General features: G+C 71.6%; 19 protein-coding genes. 12 read left to right on the plus strand and 7 right to left on the minus strand.

Going from position 1 to position 22,500, the window contains the following annotated elements:
- Nucleotides 1-28 precede the first annotated feature (28 nt).
- The 3 genes from coaBC (at nt 29) to ACFYSH_RS29340 (ending at nt 4,962) form a co-directional block, all read left to right on the plus strand.
- Nucleotides 29-1,231, plus strand: coding sequence for a bifunctional phosphopantothenoylcysteine decarboxylase/phosphopantothenate--cysteine ligase CoaBC (gene coaBC / locus ACFYSH_RS29330; protein ID WP_359475567.1), 1,203 nt, complete (start codon nt 29-31; stop codon nt 1,229-1,231).
- Nucleotides 1,232-1,471: 240 nt separating this feature from the next.
- The gene (gene metK / locus ACFYSH_RS29335; protein WP_359475570.1) at nt 1,472-2,680 is read left to right on the plus strand and encodes a methionine adenosyltransferase; all 1,209 of its coding nucleotides are present in this window, start codon (nt 1,472-1,474) and stop codon (nt 2,678-2,680) included.
- Between the two features lie 137 nt (nt 2,681-2,817).
- Nucleotides 2,818-4,962, plus strand: coding sequence for a primosomal protein N' (locus ACFYSH_RS29340; RefSeq protein ID WP_359475573.1), 2,145 nt, complete (start codon nt 2,818-2,820; stop codon nt 4,960-4,962).
- Nucleotides 4,963-5,030: 68 nt separating this feature from the next.
- Here ACFYSH_RS29340 and ACFYSH_RS29345 read toward each other — a convergent pair whose 3' ends face one another.
- Nucleotides 5,031-5,546 (minus strand): hypothetical protein, encoded by a 516-nt coding sequence (locus tag ACFYSH_RS29345; RefSeq protein ID WP_359475576.1) that lies wholly within the window; start codon nt 5,544-5,546, stop codon nt 5,031-5,033.
- 250 nt (nt 5,547-5,796) lie between these two features.
- Here ACFYSH_RS29345 and fmt point away from each other — a divergent pair, with 250 nt between their 5' ends.
- Nucleotides 5,797-6,729 carry a methionyl-tRNA formyltransferase gene (gene fmt, locus ACFYSH_RS29350; protein ID WP_359475579.1) on the plus strand — a complete coding sequence of 311 codons (933 nt, stop codon included), beginning with the start codon at nt 5,797-5,799 and terminating at the stop codon, nt 6,727-6,729.
- 81 nt (nt 6,730-6,810) lie between these two features.
- Nucleotides 6,811-8,244 carry an RsmB/NOP family class I SAM-dependent RNA methyltransferase gene (locus ACFYSH_RS29355; RefSeq protein ID WP_388756386.1) on the plus strand — a complete coding sequence of 478 codons (1,434 nt, stop codon included), beginning with the start codon at nt 6,811-6,813 and terminating at the stop codon, nt 8,242-8,244.
- Between the two features lie 32 nt (nt 8,245-8,276).
- On the opposite strand, the gene ACFYSH_RS29360 is transcribed toward ACFYSH_RS29355, so the two are convergent.
- The 5 genes from ACFYSH_RS29360 to ACFYSH_RS29380 all read right to left on the minus strand — a co-directional run bounded on the left by ACFYSH_RS29360 (nt 8,277) and on the right by ACFYSH_RS29380 (nt 12,191).
- Nucleotides 8,277-9,212: a TauD/TfdA family dioxygenase gene (locus ACFYSH_RS29360; RefSeq protein ID WP_359475585.1), complete on the minus strand. Its 936-nt coding sequence runs from the start codon at nt 9,210-9,212 to the stop codon at nt 8,277-8,279.
- Between the two features lie 62 nt (nt 9,213-9,274).
- Nucleotides 9,275-10,033 (minus strand): ABC transporter ATP-binding protein, encoded by a 759-nt coding sequence (locus ACFYSH_RS29365; protein WP_359475589.1) that lies wholly within the window; start codon nt 10,031-10,033, stop codon nt 9,275-9,277.
- Complete coding sequence (locus ACFYSH_RS29370; protein WP_388756390.1) at nt 10,015-10,179, minus strand: hypothetical protein; 165 nt, start codon at nt 10,177-10,179, stop codon at nt 10,015-10,017. The genes ACFYSH_RS29365 and ACFYSH_RS29370 overlap by 19 nt, the downstream gene beginning before the upstream one ends.
- Entirely contained in the window at nt 10,176-11,231 is a 1,056-nt protein-coding gene (locus ACFYSH_RS29375; RefSeq protein WP_359475592.1) for an ABC transporter substrate-binding protein, read from the minus strand. Before ACFYSH_RS29375 ends, ACFYSH_RS29370 begins: the two co-directional genes overlap by 4 nt.
- Before the next feature lie 75 nt (nt 11,232-11,306).
- The gene (locus tag ACFYSH_RS29380) at nt 11,307-12,191 is read right to left on the minus strand and encodes an ABC transporter permease (protein ID WP_388756393.1); all 885 of its coding nucleotides are present in this window, start codon (nt 12,189-12,191) and stop codon (nt 11,307-11,309) included.
- A gap of 665 nt (nt 12,192-12,856) precedes the next feature.
- Between ACFYSH_RS29380 and rpe the strand changes: the two genes are divergently transcribed.
- Nucleotides 12,857-13,540 carry a ribulose-phosphate 3-epimerase gene (rpe, locus tag ACFYSH_RS29385; protein ID WP_359475598.1) on the plus strand — a complete coding sequence of 228 codons (684 nt, stop codon included), beginning with the start codon at nt 12,857-12,859 and terminating at the stop codon, nt 13,538-13,540.
- A gap of 139 nt (nt 13,541-13,679) precedes the next feature.
- Nucleotides 13,680-14,666 (plus strand): sugar-binding domain-containing protein, encoded by a 987-nt coding sequence (locus ACFYSH_RS29390; RefSeq protein ID WP_359475682.1) that lies wholly within the window; start codon nt 13,680-13,682, stop codon nt 14,664-14,666.
- 21 nt (nt 14,667-14,687) lie between these two features.
- Here ACFYSH_RS29390 and ACFYSH_RS29395 read toward each other — a convergent pair whose 3' ends face one another.
- Nucleotides 14,688-15,746 carry a terpene cyclase gene (locus ACFYSH_RS29395; RefSeq protein ID WP_359475601.1) on the minus strand — a complete coding sequence of 353 codons (1,059 nt, stop codon included), beginning with the start codon at nt 15,744-15,746 and terminating at the stop codon, nt 14,688-14,690.
- 293 nt (nt 15,747-16,039) lie between these two features.
- On the opposite strand from ACFYSH_RS29395, the gene ACFYSH_RS29400 reads away from it, so the two are divergent.
- The 5 genes from ACFYSH_RS29400 (at nt 16,040) to ACFYSH_RS29420 (ending at nt 22,494) form a co-directional block, all read left to right on the plus strand.
- The gene (locus ACFYSH_RS29400) at nt 16,040-17,506 is read left to right on the plus strand and encodes a GuaB1 family IMP dehydrogenase-related protein (protein ID WP_359475604.1); all 1,467 of its coding nucleotides are present in this window, start codon (nt 16,040-16,042) and stop codon (nt 17,504-17,506) included.
- Nucleotides 17,507-17,705: 199 nt separating this feature from the next.
- Nucleotides 17,706-19,166 (plus strand): aldehyde dehydrogenase family protein, encoded by a 1,461-nt coding sequence (locus ACFYSH_RS29405; protein WP_359475607.1) that lies wholly within the window; start codon nt 17,706-17,708, stop codon nt 19,164-19,166.
- A gap of 126 nt (nt 19,167-19,292) precedes the next feature.
- Nucleotides 19,293-19,748: an Lrp/AsnC family transcriptional regulator gene (locus ACFYSH_RS29410; RefSeq protein ID WP_359475610.1), complete on the plus strand. Its 456-nt coding sequence runs from the start codon at nt 19,293-19,295 to the stop codon at nt 19,746-19,748.
- A gap of 210 nt (nt 19,749-19,958) precedes the next feature.
- Entirely contained in the window at nt 19,959-20,756 is a 798-nt protein-coding gene (locus ACFYSH_RS29415) for a carbon-nitrogen hydrolase family protein (RefSeq protein WP_359475613.1), read from the plus strand.
- A gap of 46 nt (nt 20,757-20,802) precedes the next feature.
- The gene (locus ACFYSH_RS29420; RefSeq protein WP_359475616.1) at nt 20,803-22,494 is read left to right on the plus strand and encodes an NAD(P)/FAD-dependent oxidoreductase; all 1,692 of its coding nucleotides are present in this window, start codon (nt 20,803-20,805) and stop codon (nt 22,492-22,494) included.
- Nucleotides 22,495-22,500 lie beyond the last annotated feature (6 nt).

A 22,500-nucleotide genomic window follows, 5' to 3' on the forward strand; every position in this document is an offset into this window, starting at 1 on the left:
CGCGCAGACACGAGTGCGGGGAGACGCAGTGGAGAAGCCGAAGGTCGTCCTGGGGGTCAGTGGCGGCATCGCCGCGTACAAGGCGTGCGAACTGCTGCGCCGGCTGACCGAGTCCGGCCACGACGTACGGGTCGTCCCGACCGACGCGTCGCTGAACTTCGTCGGGGCGGCCACCTGGTCGGCCCTCTCCGGGAACCCCGTGTCGACCGAGGTCTGGGAGGGCGTGCACGAGGTGCCGCACGTCCGGATCGGCCAGGGCGCCGATCTCGTCGTGGTCGCCCCCGCCACCGCCGACATGCTCGCCAAGGCCGCTCACGGCCTCGCCGACGACCTCCTCACCAACACCCTTCTCACCGCACGCTGCCCGGTGGTCTTCGCGCCCGCGATGCACACCGAGATGTGGGAGCACCCCGCCACCCAGGAGAACGTCGCCACCCTGCGCCGACGTGGCGCCGTCGTCATCGAGCCCGCCGTCGGCAGGCTCACCGGTGTCGACACGGGCAAGGGCCGACTGCCCGACCCGGGGGAGATCTTCGAGGTCTGCCGGCGCGTCCTGACCCGTGGCCCCGGCGCCCCCGACCTCGCCGGCCGGCACGTGGTGATCAGCGCGGGCGGCACCCGTGAACCGCTCGATCCGGTGCGCTACCTGGGCAACCGGTCCTCGGGCAAGCAGGGCTACGCCCTCGCCCGCACTGCCGTCGCACGCGGCGCCCGGGTGACGTTGATCGAGGCCAACACGGGACTTCCCGACCCGGCGGGTGCCGACGTACTGCGGGCCGGAACCGCCGTCCAGTTGCGCGAGGCCGTGCTGCGGGCGGCGGCCGACGCCGATGTCGTGGTGATGGCCGCGGCGGTCGCCGACTTCCGGCCCACCGCCTACGCCACGGGGAAGATCAAGAAGAAGGACGGCCAGGAACCCGCTCCCATCGCGCTCGTCCGCAATCCCGACATCCTGGCCGAGGTCGCCGCGCACCGGGCCCGGCCGGGGCAGCTCGTCGTCGGATTCGCCGCCGAGACCGACGACGTCCTCGCCAACGGCCGCGAGAAGCTCCGCCGCAAGGGTTGTGATCTTCTCGTCGTGAACGAGGTGGGGGAGCGTAAGACCTTCGGGTCCGAGGAGAACGAGGCGGTCGTGCTCGGGGCCGACGGCGGCGAGACGACTGTGCCGTACGGGCCCAAGGAAGCCCTCGCCGACACGGTATGGGACCTGGTGGCGGCGCGTTTCGGTTAGATTGCGTAGGCGCCGCCACGGCGGGAAGAAATTCACCACGACCGGCCGTGTCTCGCGCCCCGGAGGAGGAATTGTCGTACTGCCGTCAACAGTGCCGCAGGTCACAGACCTCCCAAGGGGCGAGACGCGTGACCCGATCACCGGAAGCGACCGATAAACTGGTCGACGGAATGTGCCGGGCGCAGCTCCCGGATTTCCATCAATGATCAGCCAGCAGCCGCTGCAACCCCAGGGAGCGATGTGTCCCGCCGTCTCTTCACCTCGGAGTCCGTCACCGAGGGTCACCCCGACAAGATCGCTGACCAGATCAGCGACACGATTCTCGACGCGCTCCTGCGCGAGGACCCCTCCTCGCGCGTCGCCGTCGAGACCTTGATCACCACCGGTCTGGTGCATGTCGCGGGTGAGGTCACGACCAAGGCCTACGCCGACATCCCCAACCTTGTGCGCAACAAGGTCCTGGAGATCGGCTACGACTCCTCCAAGAAGGGCTTCGACGGAGCCTCGTGCGGCGTCTCGGTGTCCATCGGGGCGCAGTCCCCGGACATCGCCCAGGGTGTCGACACGGCGTACGAGAAGCGCGTCGAAGGCGACGAGGACGAGCTCGACAAGCAGGGCGCGGGCGACCAGGGGCTGATGTTCGGCTACGCCTGCGACGAGACGCCCGAGCTGATGCCGCTGCCGATCCACCTCGCGCACCGGCTCTCGCGCCGGCTCTCCGAGGTCCGCAAGAACGGGACCATCCCGTACCTGCGCCCCGACGGCAAGACCCAGGTCACCATCGAGTACGACGGTGACAAGGCCGTCCGTCTCGACACGGTCGTCGTCTCCTCGCAGCACGCCTCCGACATCGACCTGGACTCGCTGCTCGCGCCCGACATCCGCGAGTTCGTCGTCGAGCACGTCCTGAACCAGCTCATCGAGGACGGCATCAAGCTGGACACCGAGGGCTACCGCCTGCTGGTGAACCCGACCGGCCGTTTCGAGATCGGCGGCCCGATGGGCGACGCCGGCCTCACCGGTCGCAAGATCATCATCGACACCTACGGCGGCATGGCCCGCCACGGCGGCGGCGCCTTCTCCGGCAAGGACCCGTCCAAGGTCGACCGCTCGGCCGCCTACGCCATGCGCTGGGTCGCCAAGAACGTCGTGGCCGCCGGGCTCGCGGCCCGCTGCGAGGTCCAGGTCGCCTATGCGATCGGCAAGGCCGAGCCGGTCGGCCTGTTCGTCGAGACCTTCGGCACCGCAGCCGTGGACACGGAGAAGATCGAGCACGCCATCGGTGAGGTCTTCGACCTCCGCCCGGCCGCGATCATCCGCGACCTCGACCTGCTGCGCCCGATCTACGCCCAGACCGCGGCGTACGGGCACTTCGGCCGTGAGCTCCCCGACTTCACCTGGGAGCGCACCGACCGCGTCGAAGCGCTGCGCAAGGCGGCGGGCCTCTAGGGCGTATTTCGCCCTAGCGTCGCTGGTTCGTCCTGCAAACCGGGGCCCGGACACTCGCACGGGGTGTCCGGGCCCCGGCGCGTCCGGCGTCCCGGACGGGCCGGGGCGTGTCAGTGGGGTCTGGTAGGAATGTGGCTGTGAGCAGCGACGACGAGCGGTCCGACGAGCCCGGGTCCGGGGCGCCGGAACAGCTTGCGCTCATCCGGGAGACGGTGCGCCAGGCCAAGGTGCCGCGCGCCAAGCCGCGGACCTGGCGGGGCGCCGCGCTCGCCGAGGAGCTCCCCGTCGCCCGCGTCCTGGTGAACAAGGGCGCGCTCCATCTCGATCAGTACTTCGACTACGCCGTCCCCGAGGAGCTCGACGCGGACGCGCAGCCCGGCGTGCGGGTCCGGGTGCGGTTCGGGGCCGGAGGACGCCAGGTCCGAGGCGGGAGGCGCGAGGGTGGTGGGCTGATCGACGGCTTCCTGATCGAGCGTCGGGCCTCGTCGGACTACCAGGGAGCCCTGGCGGCCCTCGCCTACGTCGTCTCGCCCGAGCCGGTGCTCGGGCCGGAGCTGCTCGAGCTCTCACGCGCCGTCGCCGACCGTTATGCCGGCAGCCTCGCGGACGTGCTGCAGCTCGCCGTGCCGCCCAGGAACGGCCGCGCCGAGTCCAAGCCGTCCCCCGCCCCCCTGCCGCCGCCCGCCGTCCCGTCGCCGGGGACCTGGGAGCGGTATGCCCAGGGCCCCGGGTTCCTGCGGGCGCTGGCCGAGGGAGGGGCGCCCCGGGCCGTGTGGACGGCGCTGCCAGGACCGCACTGGCCCGAGGAGACAGCCCGCGCCATGGCCGCGACCCTGGCTTCGGGCCGGGGCGCGCTCGTCGTCGTACCGGACGGGCGGAGCGCCGGGCGTGTCGACGCCGCCCTCACCGCGGTGCTGGGAGAGGGGCGCCACGCGCTGCTGACCGCCGACTCCGGACCGGAGAAGCGCTACCGGCAGTGGCTGGCGGTCCGCCGCGGATCCGTGCGCGCGGTGGTCGGAACCAGGGCCGCGATGTTCGCCCCGGTCGCCGACCTGGGCCTGGTGGCCCTCTGGGACGACGGCGACTCCAGCCACAGCGACGACAACGCCCCCTTCCCGCACGTCAGGGAGGTCCTGGAGCTTCGGGCGGCGCACGGCCGCTGTGCCTTCCTGCTGGGCGGGACGAACTGCACGGTGGAGGCGGCCCAGCTGGTCGAGAGCGGCTGGGCCCTGCCCCTGCGCGCGGACCGGGACCAGCTGCGGATCGCGGCCCCCCTCGTGCGTACGGTCGGCGACGGGGAGCTGGCGCGGGACGGCGCGGCCCGTTCGGCCAGGCTCCCCAGCCTGGCCTGGCAGACCGTACGGGACGGCCTGCGCAGCGGCCCAGTCCTCGTCCAGGTGCCGCGCCGTGGTTACGCGCCCAGGTTGGCCTGCGAGCGCTGCCGGGAACCCGCGCGGTGCCGGCACTGCGCGGGGCCGTTGCAGGCACCCGACCAGCAGGATCTCAACTGTGCGTGGTGCGGGCGGGCCGAGACGGCCTGGCGCTGCACCGCATGCGGTGGCGTCCGGCTGCGGGCGCGGATCGTCGGCGCCCGCAGGACCGCCGAGGAGCTGGGACGCGCGTTCCCCGCCGTCCCGGTGCGGACATCGGGGCGGGACCACGTGCTGGACTCCGTGCCCGACCAGCCCGCCCTCGTGGTCAGTACCCCCGGCGCGGAGCCGGTGGCCGAGGGCGGTTACGCGGCGGCACTCCTGCTGGACGGCTGGGCGATGGTCGGCCGACCCGACCTGCGGGCGGGCGAGGAGGCGCTCCGGCGCTGGACGGCCGCCGCCGCGCTGGTGCGTGGGCAGCCGGAGGGCGGCACGGTGGTCATCGTGGCCGAGCCGACCCTGCGGCCCGTGCAGGCGCTGGTCCGGTGGGACCCGGTCGGCCACGCCCGCCGTGAGCTCGCGGAACGCGCCGAGCTCGGTTTTCCGCCGGTGTCGCGGATGGCCTCGGTGACCGGACCGCCGGAAGCGGTGGCCGCTTACCTCGCCGGTGCGGACCTGCCGCCCGAAGCGGAGGTACTCGGGCCGGTCCCGGTGCCGGGAGCGGCTCCCGGCAGGCCCCGCAGACAGGGGGACGCCCCGGCCGGTGAGACCTGGGAGCGGGCGCTGGTCAGGGTCCCGCCGGGGCGGGGAGCGGCACTGGCGGCCGCCCTGAAGGCGGCGCAGGCGGCCCGGACGGCCAGGGCCACAGCTGATCCCGTACGGATCAGGATCGATCCGCCGGACATCGGCTGACGCGACCGGGCCGGGGCGGCCCGGCCGCGAAAGCCGGTGTCCGGCGGATCCGGCCCCTGCATCACGTGTCAGCCGTTGCGCGGGCCGGGGAAGGCGCCAGGCCGGTCCGACGGCTGCGGAGGCATGGAGCGGGCCGCCGGCACGACCGGCAGCGCGGGGGCGGGGCCCGGCGTCGCGGGCACCGCACGGTGCGCGTTCTCGGTGGCGCCCTCCGCCGTCGCCGCGGGCTGCGGTGCGGCGCGGCGCGCGCCGTAACGGCGGTGCACCGCCTGCTTGGTGACCCCGAGGGCGGAGCCGACCGCGTCCCACGAGAAGCCCAGCGAGCGGTCGAAGTCCACCGCAGCGGTGACCAGCGTCTCGACACTGTCCCGCAGTTCCTGCGCGAGCCGGACCGTCGGCGCGGGCGCCCTGCCGTAGACGACGAAGCCCGCTGACGGGCCGGAGCGGCGCGGACGGTAGACGTTGCCCAGCTGCGCAGTGAGGGTACGCAGCGCGTCCACCTGCCGGCGGACCCGCTCGATGTCCCGCACCAACAGGTGCAGACTGGCACGTGCTTGGGCGTCGTGGGTTGCGTGGTCGGCCATGAACAAGCCTCTCGAACCGGCGTTGAAAGGGATCGGACCGCGCGGGGGCGGTCCACTTCGGTCAATCTCACTTGACCAACGCGTCACCCGCCCATCTGGTCACGCAACAGGGGCGTATGGGAAACCTCGCGGGGCGCACGGGCCTGCGTACGCCCCCCGGCCGCCGGGCCCCGGCGGGACTGTGCGGCAACCGCCTAGACTGGTGTGCTGCTCGCCACGTACGTTCCGCCCGAGAGGCAGTCCGCCACCCATGAAGCTCGTCTTCGCAGGCACCCCCGAGGTAGCCGTTCCCGCCCTGGACGCACTGATCGCCTCCGGCCGCCACGAGGTGGCCGCCGTGGTGACCCGCCCCGACGCCCCCGCCGGGCGGGGACGACGGCTGGTCGCCAGTCCCGTGGCCGAGCGCGCCGAGGAGGCGGGCATCGAGGTGCTCAAGCCCGCCAGGCCGCGCGACGAGGACTTCCTGGCCCGGCTCCGTGAGATCGCCCCGGACTGCTGCCCCGTCGTCGCGTACGGCGCGCTGCTGCCCAAGGCCGCACTCGCGGTCCCCGCCCGCGGCTGGGTCAACCTGCATTTCTCGCTCCTCCCCGCCTGGCGCGGCGCCGCACCCGTGCAGCACGCGGTGATGGCCGGCGACGAGGTGACCGGCGCGTCGACGTTCCTGATCGAGGAGGGGCTGGACTCCGGACCGGTATACGGCGTCCTGACCGAGGAGGTCCGGCCCACCGACACCAGCGGTGATCTGCTCACCCGGCTCGCCTTCGCGGGCGCCGGGCTGCTCGCGGCGACCATGGACGGCATCGAGGACGGCACCCTGCACGCCGTCCCGCAGCCCGCCGAGGGAGTCACCCTCGCACCCAAGATCAGCGTCGAGGACGCCGAGGTGCGCTGGGCCGAGCCCGCGCTCCGGGTCGACCGTGTGGTGCGTGGCTGCACCCCCGCGCCGGGGGCCTGGACCCTCTTCCGCGGCGAGCGCCTCAAGCTGGTCCAGGCCGCACCCGTCGTGGACCGTACGGATCTGGCCCCGGGCGAGCTGTCGGCGGGCAAGAACAACGTGTACGTGGGCACCGGCTCGCACGCCGTGGAGCTCCTCTGGGTCCAGCCGCAGGGCAAGAAGCCCATGAGGGCCGCCGACTGGGCACGAGGCGTGCGCATCACCCACGGGGAGCTGCTGGGGGCCTGAGGCCAGGGAGAGGGGGCGCCCGGTTCCGGCGACGTACGCTGGACGGGTTAGCCCCCTCACCATCAGCGGAGCACCTTTCACGTGAACGACCAGCAGCGTCGCCGTCCCGCCAAGCCGCATCGCCGTCCGCAGAAGGACCCGGTCCGCTTCCTCGCCTTCGAGGCGCTCAGGGCCGTCGACGAGCGCGACGCCTACGCCAACCTCGTCCTTCCCCCGCTGCTCAAGAAGGCACGGGCCAAGGGCGACTTCGAGGGCAGGGACGCGGCGCTGGCGACCGAGCTGGTCTACGGGACCCTGCGGCGGCAGGGCACCTACGACGCCATCGTCGCCGCCTGCATCGACCGGCCGCTGCGCGAGGTCGACCCTCCGGTGCTCGATGTGCTCAACATGGGCGTCCACCAGCTGCTCGGCACCCGCATCCCCACCCACGCCGCCGTCTCCGCCAGTGTGGAGCTGGCGCGGGTGGTACTGGGCGAGGGCCGCGCCAAATTCGTCAACGCGGTGCTGCGCAAGGTCACCGCGCACGACCTCGACGGCTGGCTGGAGCGCGTAGCGCCCCCGTACGACGAGGACGCCGAGGAGCACCTCTCCGTCGTCCATTCGCACCCCCGATGGGTCGTCTCCGCCCTCTGGGACGCCCTGGGTGGCGGCCGGGCCGGCATCGAGGACCTGCTGGAGGCGGACAACGAGCGGCCCGAGGTGACGCTGGTCGCCCGTCCGGGCCGCTCGACCACCGACGAGCTGCTGGACGCCCTCGGCGAGGAGAGCGGCCTTCCCGGCCGCTGGTCGCCGTATGCCGTACGGATGGCCGAGGGAGGCGAGCCCGGCGCCCTGGCCGCCGTGCGGGACGGCAGCGCCGGTGTGCAGGACGAGGGCAGCCAGCTCGTCGCCGCCGCCCTGGCCAACGCTCCGGTCGAGGGCGGTGACACCCGGTGGCTGGACGGCTGCGCGGGTCCGGGCGGCAAGGCCGCGCTGCTGGCCGCGCTCGCCGCCGGACGTGGAGCCACCCTGCTCGCGGCGGAGAAGCAGCCGCACCGGGCCCGGCTCGTGGAGCGGGCGCTGGCCGGCAATCCCGGGCCGTACCAGGTCATCACCGCCGACGGGACCCGGCCGCCGTGGCAGCCCGGCTCCTTCGACCGGGTCCTGATGGACGTACCGTGTTCGGGCCTCGGGGCGCTGCGCCGGCGCCCGGAATCCCGCTGGCGGCGCCGCGCGGAGGACCTGGAGGGCTTCGCACCCCTGCAACGAGGCCTGTTGCGCGAGGCGTTGAACGCTGTACGGATCGGTGGGGTCGTCGGTTACGCGACCTGCTCGCCGCACCTCGCGGAGACCAGGGTCGTCGTCGAGGACGTACTCAAGGGACGTGGCGGAGCGCCCGTCGAGGCGGAGTGGGTCGACGCCCGCCCCCTGCTGCCCGGAGTGCCCGCACTGGGCGACGGGCCCGACGTGCAGCTGTGGCCGCATCTGCACGGCACGGACGCGATGTACCTGGCCCTGCTGCGCCGCACGGGCTGACCGGGCGGCGCAGCCCCGCGCGGGCCGTCCGGTCAGCGCGGACGGTCACCCGCGACAGCGACCCGCTCGGCCACCCTGCGGTGCGGGGCGTAGTCGTTCACCGCGTAGTGCTGGGTCGCCCGGTTGTCCCAGAACGCGACGTCCCCCGCGCGCCAGGTGAAGCGCACCTGGTACTCGGGCACGTGGGCCTGCTGGAACAGCAGGCGCAGCATCCGGTCACTCTCCTCCCGGCCCCACCCGACGATCCGGGTGGTGAACGAGGTGTTGACGAAGAGCATCCGGCGTCCGGTGCCGGGATGCGTCCGCACCACCGGGTGCTCCACCGGCGGGAAGCGGTCCTGGAAGGGGACCAGCCGCTCCTCGGGGGTGAACCGCGCGAAACCCGGCACGAAGTCGTGCACCGCACGCGCCCCCTCCAGACGCCTCTTCACCTCCGGCGGGAGATTGTCGTACGCGGCAGCCATGTCCGCCCACATCGTGTCGCCGCCGTACGGCGGCACCTCACGCAGGTGGAGGACGGCGCCGAGCGCCGGCCGCTCGCGGAACGTCACATCGGTGTGCCAGACGTTCTCGAAGCTCGGCGCGGACGCGCGGTCGAAGCGCGCCACCTCCGGGTCGTCCCCGGTGGCCAGCAGCGGGTTTGTCTCCAGCTCGCCCCAGTTGCGGGCGAAGGCCCGCTGCTCGGCCGAGCTGGGGTGCTGCCCGCGGAAGAAGAGCACCTTCCACTCCAGCAGCGCCCTGTCGAGCTCCTCGCGCACCGCGGGCGCGAGCGGACGGGTCAGGTCGACGCCCCTGACCTCGGCCCCGATCACCGGGCCGAGCGGCACGACGTCGAACAGCGTGTAGGGCCGGTCGGGCTGTCCCGGCGCCAGCCTGCGCAGCTCGCGGGGGCCTTCGTACAGCCCGTCCGGAGGCAGCCGGGAGGCGCGCAGCGCGGGGGCGGAACCGATGGACGCGGTGAGGGACATGGGGACTCCTGTCTGCGTAGGGGTTGCGGGGCCGCCCGCCCGGGACGGGCGGTCCCTTCGGCTCAGCGGGCCGCTTCGCGTACCGCCGCGCCGATCTCGGCGCGCAGCGCGGCGTACTCGGGCAGCCCCCGCAGCCCGTCCGGGTCGTCGCTCCCGGTGCGGGGCAGGGGGATGGGGACGTCGAGTGCGACGGTGCCCGGACCGGCGCTCAGGACGACCGCGCGGGTACCGAGGAAGACGGCCTCGTCCACGCTGTGCGTGACGAAGACCGAGGTGATCCCCGTCCGGGCGCTCACCGTCCGCAGGTCTTCCTGGAGCCGTTCACGGGTGAGCGCGTCCAGGGCGGCGAACGGCTCGTCGAGCAGCAGCAGGTCCCTGCCGCCGGCCAGGGCCCGGGCGATGGCCACCCGCTGCTGCTGGCCGCCCGATATCTGCCAGGTCCTGCGTCGTGCGGTGCCGGCCAGCCCGACCCGGTCCAGCAGCTCCTCGACGCGCGCGGGGCGCTCGGACCGGGGGACTCCGGCGTAGCGGAGCGCCAGGGAGACGTTCTCGCCGACCGTGTGCCAGGGGAACAGCCGCGGCTGCTGGAAGACGACTCCCGCCTGGCGTCCCGGCTCCGGCTTCCGGCCGTGCACCGTGACGTGGCCGGACGAGGCCTCCTCGAAGCCGGCGATCAGCCGCAGCAGCGTGCTCTTCCCGCTCCCGGACGGGCCCACGAGCACCAGGAACTCACCGGCCGGGATGTCGAGCGACAGCGGTCCGAGGGCCGTCACGGCGTCCGCGCCCCGGCCGTAGCGGTGGGTCACCTCACGTACGGCCACGGCGGACGGGACGGTTGCCGTACCGGCCCGGGGCTCTTCCGGAGCGACTTCTCGGGTACTGCCCCGCTCATCGGTTCGACGGTCATCGGCTCGATGGTCATCGGCTCGAGGGCCATCGGCTCGGAGGTCATCGGCTCGGAGGTCATCGGGAGACTGCATCGCTGAGCCCTTCCACGTACACGGCCTTCTCCAGCTCCGAGAGTTCCGGTGCGGCCGGGATCTGCTTCTGCCCGGCCAGAAACTCTGCCGCGCTCCGCAGGTTCTCCGCCAGGCCGCCGACCTGGCCCGGGCGGCCCAGCCACTTGTCGTCGGCCTGGTCGGCCGGCTTGAGGAAGATGCCCTGCTTCAGCTGGGCGGCGGCGTCCTGGGGGCTGACCCCGAGCTGCTTGCCGACGGCCTCGGCGGCGGCCGACGGGTCGTCATGGATCAGGTCCAGCGCCTGTGCCTGGGCCTTGCGCCAGGCGGTGACGACCTCGGGCTGCTTCTTGATGAAAGCGGTGGACGCCACCCCCAGGTCGAGCGTGGGCTTGCCGGCCGCGGCCAGTTCCCGGCTGGACACCAGGGTCTTGCCGGTCTTGCCGAGTTCGTCGAGTGTGGGCAGCCAGACGTACGCCGCGTCGATGTCCCCGCGCGACCAGGCCGCGACGATGTCCTGCGGTTCGAGGTCGAGCAGATCGACCTTCGACGCTTCCACGCCCGACTTGTCGAGCGCGGCGAGCAGGCTGTAGTGCGAGGTGGAGCTGAACGGTGTGGCGACCTTGCGGCCCGCGAGATCCTTGACGTCCTTGATGCCGGAGCCGTCACGGGCCACCAACGCCTCGTTGTCACCCGCGACATCGAGCACCCAGGTGACCTGGTAAGGGATGTTCAGCGGCTCGGAGAGACCGCGCGCCACCGGACTGGAGCCGATCGCGGCCAGATCGACCGATCCGGCCACGAAGGCGGTGTTGATGGTCGCGCCCGAGTCGAATTTGATCCACTTGATCGTGTGGTCCGGCAGGGCCTTCTCCAGCAGGCCCTTCTCCTTCACGATCAGGTCGCCGCTGGGGAAGGCCTGGTAGCCGATCCGGATCGTTCTGCCGTCGCCCTGGTCGTCACCGCCTCCGCCACCGCCGGTACCGCAGGCGGTGACCACGACGAGTGCTCCCAGAGCCGCGACGAGCATGGAGGTGCGGTGCGGACCGCGTGTTCCGGGCATGGCGTAGTCCTTCGTTCGTTGTTCGTGGGGATCGGCACGGGGAGGGAGCCGGAGCGGTGGTACGGGGCAGGGCGGTCACGAAAGCCGGCGCCAGGGCGCGAGCCGGTTCTCGGCGCCCCGCAGCAGGGCATCGATCAACAGGCCGGAGACGCCGATCGCGAAGAGTCCGAGGACGACCACGTCGGACTGGTTGTAGCGCTGGGCGTCGCGGATCATGCCGCCGATGCCGGGCAGTCCGTTGACGGTCTCGGCGGCGACCACCGAGGAGTAGGCGATCCCGAACGCCAGCCGTACGCCGACCAGGATCTCCGGCAGCGCCGACGGCAGGACGACGGAGGTCACCACCTGCGAGCGGCGTGCCCCGATGGCCCGCGCGGCCTCGACCAGCGAGGCGGGCGCGGAGGCGACGGCGGACGCGGTGGCCACGGCCACGGGCGGCATGGCGGCGATCGCCAGCAGCCACAGCTTGGGCGCCTCGTCGATGCCGAACCAGATGATCAGCAGGCTGAAGTAGGCGAGCGGCGGCAGGGTACGGAGGAAGGCCACCGCCGGTTCGAACACCACCCGCACCCACGGCAGCGTGCCCATCAGCACCCCGGCCACCAGTCCGGCCAGGACACCGGCGCCCGCGCCGATGGCGATCCGGCGCAGGCTGATGCCCAGATGCTCGATCAGGGTGTGGCCCTGATAGCCGCGCACCCCGTCGTGGGTGCCGGACGTCTCGACGAGCGCGTCCCAGACGGCCGAGGGCGGCGGTACCAGCAATGGCGACCACAGCCGCAGGGCGGTGACGAGCTGCCAGAGCGCGAGCAGCACGATCAGTGCGAGCAGCCGCAGCCCCACCCTGCGCAGCCGCGCGGCCCGCTCCGGCGAGCGGCGGCGTGGAGTGGGCGGGGGAGCGGGGTCACCGGAGAGCGCCGGTTGGGACGGCTGCTTCTCCGTGGTGGTGGGTGTGGTCATGGCGGACTCCGTCGAGAGGTGCCACGGGCACAGGGCCGCCGGGAGGGCGGACAGGCCGGGCAGGGGGTTGCGGAGCGCGGACGGCAGCGCCCGCGGGCAACGTGGGGAGGAAGGCCCCCGCAGAACGTGAATGACCGATTCGGGGTACGCGGACGGTGACCGTCCGGTCCGGGCTCACGGGCAGGGCTCTGGAGGGGACCGCCGGCTCACCCGAGGGGTGGCCGGAAGGCGGGCGGACGACGCCGCACAGTTCAGGTAGCGCTCAGCGCTGCCGGGCCAGGCTCAACAGGAGCAGCTGGTCACACGGCAGAGATCGATGCTGAGGCGCTCCTTCAGGAACTGGTCGCTGGTCACGGGGAGTTTCTAACACAGCCTCATGGCCGGCACCAGGGGCTGTCCGCGCCCTGGTACGGACCGCAGCGGGTCACCGGCTCCGGATCTCGCCCGCCGGCCCTCGAGCCCGCTCCCCGGGGCGGGGTGGACCAGGGGCGGTGGGACCGGCGGAGGGGACTGCCCCTTCCGGCAGATCCCGTGGGCGGCCCGGGCCCGGACAGCGGATCCGAGGGGGAGAAAGGACCGGGGACCGTGCGAACCGTAATGATCCCGTGAGGCTTTGGAGCGCACCGGGGCGAGGAAGTGGCGCCGAGCATGGCAGGCTTGGGTACATGGCCCAGATCAACCCCAGCATCCTGTCCGCCGACTTCGCACGTCTCGCCGAGGAGGCGAAGGCCGTGGAAGGCGCCGACTGGCTCCATGTCGATGTCATGGACAACCACTTCGTGCCCAACCTGACACTCGGCGTGCCCATCGTGGAGGCGCTGAGCAAGGCCACGGACACCCCGCTGGACTGCCACCTGATGATCGAGGACGCGGACCGCTGGGCCCCGCAGTACGTCGAGGCCGGTGCGGGCTCGGTCACCTTCCACGCGGAGGCCGCGGCCGCGCCCGTACGGCTGGCCCGGGAGATCAGGGCGAAGGGCGCGCGCGCCTCCATGGCGCTCAAGCCCGCTACGCCCATCGAGCCGTACGAGGACCTGCTCCCGGAGCTCGACATGCTGCTGATCATGACCGTGGAGCCGGGGTTCGGCGGCCAGGCGTTCCTGGACATCATGCTGCCGAAGATCCGCCGCACCCGTGAGCTGATCTCCAAGCACGGCCTCGAGCTGTGGCTGCAGGTCGACGGCGGGGTCTCGGCCACCACCATCGAGCGGTGCGCGGAGGCCGGCGCGGACGTGTTCGTCGCGGGCTCGGCGGTCTACGGTGCCGACGACCCGGCCGGGGCGGTACGGGCACTGCGTGCCCAGGCGGACACGGTCACGGCTTCCGCACCCTGGGCATGCGGCCACTGAACCAACCTCAGATGAACGGGGCCCGACGGGCCTGATCAGGGATCGCCGGATCTGACAGGATGAACGGCGTATCGAGCGTGTGAACAGCAGTGAGGAGATCGCGGTGTCTGGCATCTCGGCGGGTCGGTCAGCCATGCGGATGGGCCCCGCGGAGCTGGTGCAGGCGGCGGCCATGGCCCGCCGGTTCTACCTCGAGGGAAAGTCGAAGATCCAGATCGCCGAGGAGTTCGGCGTCAGCCGCTTCAAGGTGGCCCGGGTCCTGGAGACGGCCCTCGAGCGTGATCTCGTACGGATCGAGATCCGGGTACCGGCGGAGCTGGACGCGGAGCGCTCCGACGCGCTCCGGGCTCGCTACGGCCTGCGGCACGCTGTCGTGGTCGAATCACCGGCGGAGGAGCAGGACGACGCCGCCGATCCGGAGAACCTGGGTGAGGTGGCGGCCGATCTGCTCGGCGAGCTGGTGAACGAGGGTGACGTGCTGGGGCTGGCCTGGGGCCGCTCCACCATCCACATGGCGGCGGCTCTCGACCGGCTGCCCCCGTGCACGGTCGTGCAGCTGACCGGCGTCTATGACGCGGGGACGGCGGAGCGCGGCTCGGTGGAGGCGGTGCGCCGGGCCGCACAGGTGTCCGGCGGTGAGGCGCATCCGATCTATGCCCCGATGCTGCTTCCGGATCCGGCGACGGCGGCCGCGCTGCGGCACCAGACGGGCATCGCCCGCGCGTTCGAATACTTCGACAAGGTCACGGTCGCCGCGGTCTCCATCGGTTCCTGGGAGCCCGGTATCTCCACCGTCCACGACATGCTCTCGGACGAGGAGCGGGGCCATTACGCGTCGCTCGGTGTCGCGGCGGAGATGTCCGCGCACCTCTTCGACGCGAACGGTCGCCGGGTCGGCCGGGATCTCGGTGAACGGTGCATCACGGTGGAGGCGGACCGGCTGCGCCGGATCCCCGAGGTGGTGGCCATCGCCGGAGGACAGCGCAAGGCGGCGGCCATCGGCGCGGTGCTGCGCTCAGGGCTGGTCACCAGCCTCGTCACGGACACGGCTGCGGCCGACTTCCTCCTGACGGAGTCCGCCGCCGGGCCGCGGCCCGCACTGGAGCGCGCCGACCCGGACGAGTGACCCCCTCATGACTGGTCCCGGTCACACCTGATGGCCGCCGCCGGCACCCAGCCCCGCGTGGTCAGCGCCCATGCCGAGGACGGACTCCTCCAGATAGGCCCCGGGCTCCGCGTACTGGCTGACATCCGCCGGGTTGTAGCGCGGGGTCTGCCGGGACCAGTCGAGATTGCCGCGCATCCAGCTGCGCATCCCGTCGAGATAGGGCACGAGCAGGCCCGCCAGTTCGGGGTGCCGGTCCAGCAGCTCGGCCTCGGCGGTGAGGAACCGCTTCGTCTCGGTGGCGATCTCGGCACACACATGCTCGAGCGCCTGGCGCTTCCCGTAGCCGCGGTGGTGACGGACCAGATGGACGAGATTGTGGATCTCGCCCAGAACCTGCTCCTTCTCGTAGGAGTAGACGTCGTTCGCCCAGCAGACGACGTTGCAGGAGGCCTCCAGCGCCGTGATGAACCGGGCGTCGTTGTGTATCGATTCCGGCGCGCTCATACCCGCCACGATCTCGATCAGATCCATGCACACATGGATCGCTCCGGTGTGCCGGCGCTTGGCGATGTACGTCGCCTCGGACGGCACGGTCCCGTCGGCGCGGTTTCCCGCCTCCCAGGTGGTGGTCGTCGTCAGGTACGTCATGAGGTGCCAGGTGAAGCGGGTCCGCCAGTGCGGGGAGGCCCGCGGGACCGTACGTTCCCACAGGTCCGTCAGGGCCACGAGCGCGGCAGGGGCGTCCTCGCCGGGCAGGGGGCCCGGGGCCGTGCCCTCGACCACCGTGCGCATCCGCTCGACCACGTCCCGTACGCGGTCGGGGCTGCGGCCCAGGTGTCCGTCGTCCAGTTGGTCGTCGACGAGGAAGAGCCAGACGAACCAGTCGGCGACCAGGTCCAGGTGCTCGCTGTCCGCGGTCGGGTGGACCATGGCCACGAAGGCGGCGAAGTCCGCCTGCTCGAAGCGCTGCCTGGCCGATTTTCGATGGATCAGGCCGGTGCGCCACGTCCAGGCGTCGAGATGTTCGCGGGTGTGCCCCACGTGCGGATTGCTCCGCCGGGGGAACGGGCAGTAGATGTCGGGCAGTTCGCTCTCCACAGGCGGATCCCCATCCTCTCCGGTCGAACGCGTGACAGGTGTTCCGGGCTCGTGGACGGCGTCGCACTACCGCAAGGACCTGCGATTTTGAAGCTACCTGAGGGTCCGTCACCCGGTCCAGCGATTGTGATCGCGAAGAAGCGAATCCCGTTCGAGTAAGGTCCATGGGTAAGGCGGGCTTCCACTTGCCTGGCTCCCGTACGGCTTCGTTGGAGAAACTGACGAACGCGGGAGTCCATTGCTGTGTCTTCGTGGAAACGACCTGCACCGTTTCGTATGAATAAATGGGTGTTATGCGTTTTCTTGAGCCCGGTACCGGTCGTTACACGGCCACTCCTTCGGTCCCCTACGACCTCACCTACGACGATGTCTTCATGGTCCCCGGCCGTTCCGCGGTCGGATCCCGGCAGGCTGTGGATCTGTCCTCGCCGGACGGCAGCGGCACCACGATTCCGCTCGTCGTCGCGAACATGACCGCCATCGCGGGCCGCCGGATGGCCGAAACCATCGCCCGTCGCGGCGGTCTGGTCGTGATTCCCCAGGACATCCCGATCGAGGTCGTCACCGAGGTGATCGGCTGGGTCAAGACGCGGCACCTCGTGCTCGACACACCGATCGTGCTGGCCCCCGGCCAGACCGTCGCCGACGCACTGTCCCTGCTGCACAAGCGGGCGCACGGAGCCGGAGTCGTCGTCGACGCCGAGCACCGGCCGGTGGGGATCGTCACCGAGCACGACCTGACCGGCGTGGACCGCTTCACCCAGCTGTCCGAGGTCATGTCCAAGGACCTGGTCGTCCTCGACGCGGGCATCGATCCGCGCGAGGCCTTCAACAAGCTCGACGGCGCCAACCGCAAGCTCGCCCCGGCGGTCGACGCGGACGGCCGTCTCGTCGGCATCCTCACCCGCAAGGCCGCGCTGCGCGCGACGCTCTACACCCCGGCGACGGACGCGGGCGGCAGGCTGCGGATCGCGGCGGCCGTCGGCATCAACGGTGACGTGGCGGGCAAGGCCAAGCAGCTCCTCGACGCCGGTGTCGACACCCTCGTCGTGGACACCGCGCACGGTCACCAGGAATCCATGATCAGCGCGGTCGCCGCCGTCCGGGCCCTCGACCCGGGTGTCCCGATCGTCGCCGGCAACGTCGTCGCGGCCGAGGGCGTGCGTGACCTCGTCGAGGCCGGTGCCGACATCATCAAGGTCGGTGTGGGCCCCGGCGCGATGTGCACCACCCGGATGATGACCGGTGTCGGCAGGCCGCAGTTCTCCGCCGTGCTGGAGTGCGCCGCCGAGGCGAAGAAGCACGGCAAGCACGTCTGGGCCGACGGGGGTGTCCGGCACCCGCGCGACGTGGCGATGGCGCTCGCCGCCGGCGCGTCGAACGTCATGATCGGCTCCTGGTTCGCCGGTACGTACGAGTCGCCCGGCGACCTCCAGCAATCCGCCGACGGGCGGTACTACAAGGAGTCGTTCGGCATGGCATCGGCGCGAGCGGTCAAGAACCGCACGTCGGAGGAGTCCGCCTACGACCGGGCCCGCAAGGGGCTGTTCGAGGAGGGCATCTCCACCTCGCGGATGTTCCTGGATCCCACCCGCCCCGGTGTGGAGGACCTGATCGACTCGATCATCGCCGGTGTGCGTTCCTCCTGCACCTACGCGGGAGCGTCCTCGATCGAGGAGTTCGCCGAGAAGGCGATCGTGGGTGTGCAGAGCGCCGCCGGCTACGCGGAGGGCAAGCCGCTCCATGCCAGCTGGAGTTGATGCGGCGGGGCCGCCGTGCGGCTCCGCTCCACGGGTGCCCCTTCCCGCTGTTCGCGCGGGAGGGGGCACCTTTCGTACGGGCACCCGAACCGGCCCACCGTCTTCACCGGTGAGCACTCCCGTCTTCCCTTCAACATGGTTGAAGGATAAGTAATATGAGTCCCCATCAGCTGCCCGCCTCTCTGCGGTAAGGGATTTCATGACCTCCTTCTTCACCGACCTGGCCCAGCAGTACGTCGACGGCGAGTGGAGGCCGGGGAAGGGGTCCTGGGACATCATCGACTTCAACCCGTACAGCGGGGAGAAGCTCGCCTCGATCACCGTCGCGACGGCCGACGAGGTCGACCAGGCCTACCGGGCCGCCGAGCGTGCCCAGCCGGAATGGGCGGACACGAACCCGTACGCCCGGCGGACGGTACTGGAGAAGGCGCTGCGCGTCGTCGAGGAGCGCGAGGCCGAGATCAGTGAGGCGATCGTCGCGGAGCTCGGTGGCACCCGGCTGAAGGCCGGTTTCGAGCTGCACCTGGCCAAGGAGTTCCTGCGCGAGGCGGTCCAGCTCACCCTGCGGTCCACCGGGCAGATACTGCCCTCGCCGACCGAGGGCAAGGAGAACCGCGTCTACCGGCTGCCGGCCGGTGTCGTGGGCGTCATCAGCCCCTTCAACTTCCCGTTCCTGCTGTCGCTCAAGTCGGTCGCGCCCGCGCTGGCCCTCGGCAACGCCGTGGTCCTCAAGCCGCACCAGAACACCCCGGTCTGCGGCGGCACGCTGATCGCCAAGGTGTTCGAGGAGGCGGGGCTGCCCGCCGGACTGCTGAACGTCGTGGTCACCGACATCGCCGAGATCGGCGACGCCCTGCTGGAGCACCCCGTGCCGCAGGTCATCTCCTTCACCGGCTCGGACAGGATCGGCCGCCACGTCGCGACGGTGTGCGCGGCCAACCTCAAGCGCGCCGTGCTCGAACTGGGCGGCAACAGCGCGCTGATCGTCCTGGACGACGCCGATGTGGACTATGCCGTCGACGCGGCCGTCTTCAGCCGCTACATCCACCAGGGCCAGGTCTGCATGGCGGCCAACCGCATCCTGGTGGACCGCTCGGTGGAGCAGGAGTTCACCGAGAAGTTCGTCGCCAAGGTCGCCTCCCTCCGCGTCGGCGACCCGGCCGACCCCGCCACCCACATCGGCCCGCTGATCAGCTCCTCGCAGGCCGACGCCGTGTCCAGACTCGTCGACGAGACCGTGGAGGCGGGCGCCACGGCGCTGCTGCACGGCCGGGCCGAAGGCAATGTGGTGAGCCCGTCCGTACTGACGGGCCTCGCCGCCGATTCGCCCGTCCTCAAGCAGGAGATATTCGGGCCGGTGGCCCTGCTCGTCCCCTTCGACGGTGAGGACGAGGCGGTACGGATCGCCAACGACACCCCTTACGGGCTGAGCGGCGCGGTGCACACCGGCAACATCGAGCGCGGCGTACGGGTGGGGCAGCGGATCCGTACCGGCATGATCCACATCAACGACGGAACGGTCCACGACGAGCCCATCGTCCCCTTCGGCGGGGAGAAGAACTCGGGGCTCGGGCGGCTGAACGGCGAGTCGATGCTGGAGGCGTTCACCACGCAGAAATGGATCTCGGTCCAGCACGGCCGCTCGCAGTTCCCCTTCTGACCGGCCGTCCTCCGCGGTGAGCGCGCCCGGCGCGGCGCGCTCCATGGTCTACTTCGGGGGCGGCCCCTGGGGCTGTCCCCCGGCCGCCCCCGAATCCGACCGCCGCAGAGAAGTGACCCACCCGAAGTGCGCCTGAACGACCTCGACGAACGCATCGTCCACGCCCTCGCCGAAGACGCCCGTCGCTCCTACGCCGACATCGGCGCCCTCATCGGCCTCTCCGCCCCCGCGGTCAAACGGCGGGTGGACCGGCTGCGCGCCGACGGCGCCATCACGGGCTTCACCGTGCGGGTCGACCCCGCGGCCCTCGGCTGGGAGACCGAGGGCTTCATCGAGATCTACTGCAGCCGCAACACCGCCCCCGAGGCGATCAAGCGGGGTCTGTCCGCCTACCCGGAGGTCGCGTCCGCGTCCACGGTGACGGGCGACGCCGACGCGATCGTGCAGGTCTTCGCCGCCGACATGCGTCACTTCGAGCAGGTGCTGGAGCGGATCGCCGGCGAGCCGTACGTGGAGCGGACCAAGTCGGTCCTCGTGCTCTCCCCGCTGCTGCGGCGGTACTCGTCGGGTCCGCCGGCCTGACCCGGGCGGGCAAGCCTGGCGGCTGCGCGACGAGACCGAAATCACTCGCCTGATCTGCGCACACGCGCAGCGCAACACATCGCCGCCAAGGCGCCTCACCGCGCAACGGATCGACGGTGTACGCGCAACAATCGCGCCTTGTCGGCCGTCCTGTCCGCGTCGTACCTTCAATACGTCTCCCCACTCCGCCCGTCCCGTCCGAGGTCAGCCATGCCGCCGTTGCGTACCGCCCTGCTCCAGAGCTCCGGACGAGCAGGCTCCGTGGACGACAACCTCGCAGCACTCGACGAGGCAGCGGCGCGGGCCGCCGCCATGGGCGCACGACTGCTGGTCTGCCCGGAGCTGTTCCTCACCGGATACGCCATCGGCGACGCCGTCGCCGCTCTGGCCGAGCCCGCGGACGGACCCGCGGCGCGAGCGGTCGCCGACGTCTGCCTGCGCCACGGGCTCGCCGTCCACTACGGCTATCCGGAACGGGCCGACGAGGCGGTGTTCAACGCGGCTCAGCTCATCGGCCCCGACGGGGTGCCACTCGCCAACTACCGCAAGACCCACCTCTTCGGCGCTTTCGAGAAGGAGTGGTTCACCCCCGGCGAGCGACCCGTCGTGCAGACCGAGCTGGACGGCGTACGGGTCGGCCTGCTGATCTGCTACGACGTCGAGTTCCCGGAGAACGTGCGCGCGCACGCCCTGGCCGGGACCGAGCTGCTGCTGGTCCCGACCGCCCTGATGCACCCCTTCCCGTTCGTCGCCGAAGCCGTCGTCCCGGTCCGTGCCTTCGAGAGCCAGCTCTACATCGCGTACGTCAACAGGGCAGGCAAGGAAGGTGAGTTCGACTTCACCGGGCTGAGTTGCCTGGCCGGCCCGGACGGCACGGTCCGCGCCCGCGCCGGCCGGGGCGACGAACTGCTCGTCGGTGAGGTCGACCCCGGGCTGCTCGCCGGCTCACGCGCGGCCAACCCGTATCTCGAGGACCGCGTCCCGGGCCTGTACCGCTCCCTGGTCTGAGTATCCCTCCCCGTTCCACGCTTACCCCGCAAGGAGTCCGTACCCCATGACGTCCACGGTGCCCAACGCCGTCCAGCACACCGAGGCGCAGCCGCCGATCACCATGTTCGGGCCGGACTTCCCGTACGCCTACGACGACTTCCTCGCCCACCCGGCGGGCATCGGGCAGATACCGGCCACCGAACACGGCACCGAGGTCGCCGTCATCGGCGGCGGGCTCTCCGGCGTCATCACCGCGTACGAACTCATGAAGATGGGCCTGAAGCCCGTCGTCTACGAGGCGGACCGGATCGGCGGCCGGCTGCGCACCGTCGGCTTCGACGGCTGCGACCCGTCGCTGACCGCCGAGATGGGCGCCATGCGCTTCCCGCCCTCCTCCACGGCGCTCCAGCACTACATCGACCTGGTGGGTCTGGAGACCCGTCCGTTCCCCAACCCCCTTTCCGCGGCCACCCCGTCGACCGTCGTCGACCTCAAGGGCGAGTCCCACTACGCGCGCACCATCGACGACCTGCCCCAGGTGTACCGCGATGTGATGGACGCCTGGAACTCCTGCCTGGAGGAGGGCGCCGACTTCTCGGACATGAACCGCGCGATGCGCGAGCGCGACGTACCGCGCATCCGGGAGATCTGGGCGGAACTCGTCCGGAAGCTCGACGACCAGACCTTCTACGGCTTCCTCTGCGGCTCCGACGCCTTCGCCTCCTTCCGGCACCGTGAGATCTTCGGCCAGGTCGGCTTCGGCACCGGAGGCTGGGACACCGACTTCCCCAACTCCATCCTCGAGATCCTCCGCGTCGTCTACACCGAGGCCGACGACCACCACCGGGGGATCGTCGGGGGCAGCCAGCAACTGCCGCTGCGCCTGTGGGACCGCGAACCGCAGAAGACGGTGCACTGGCCGTCCGGCACCTCGCTGTCCTCCCTGCACGACGGGCAGCCGCGCACCGCCGTGACCCGGCTCGACCGCACCGCCGGGAACCGGATCACCGTCACCGACGCCACCGGCGACATCCGCACCTACCGGGCCGCCGTCTTCACCGGTCAGTCCTGGCTGCTGCTCTCCAAGATCGCCTGTGACGACGCACTCTTCCCGATCGACCACTGGACGGCGATGGAGCGCACCCACTACATGGAGTCGTCCAAGCTGTTCGTGCCGGTCGACCGGCCGTTCTGGTTGGACAAGGACGAGCTGACCGGCCGGGACACGATGTCCATGACGCTCACGGACCGGATGACCCGGGGGACGTACCTCCTGGACGACGGGCCCGGCAAGCCGGCCGTCATCTGTCTCTCCTACACCTGGTGCGACGACAGCCTGAAGTGGCTGCCGCTCTCGCCGAACGAGCGCATGGACGTCATGCTCAAGTCGCTCGGCGAGATCTACCCGGGCGTGGACATCCGCAAGCACATCATCGGCAACCCGGTCACCGTCTCCTGGGAGAACGAGCCCTGGTTCATGGGCGCGTTCAAGGCCAACCTTCCCGGCCACTACCGCTACCAGCGGCGTCTGTTCACCCACTTCATGCAGGACCGGCTGCCCGCCGACAAGCGTGGCCTCTTCCTGGCGGGTGACGACATCTCCTGGACGGCGGGCTGGGCCGAAGGGGCGGTGCAGACCGCGCTGAACGCCGTCTGGGGTGTCATGGCGCAGTTCGGCGGGGCCACCGACCCGGCGAACCCCGGCCCGGGCGACGTCTTCGACGAGATCGCGCCGGTCGAACTCCCGGAGGGCTGAGGCGGG

The sequence above is a fragment of the Streptomyces sp. NPDC005791 genome, assembly GCF_042871485.1.
In the GTDB taxonomy this organism is placed as follows: domain Bacteria; phylum Actinomycetota; class Actinomycetes; order Streptomycetales; family Streptomycetaceae; genus Streptomyces.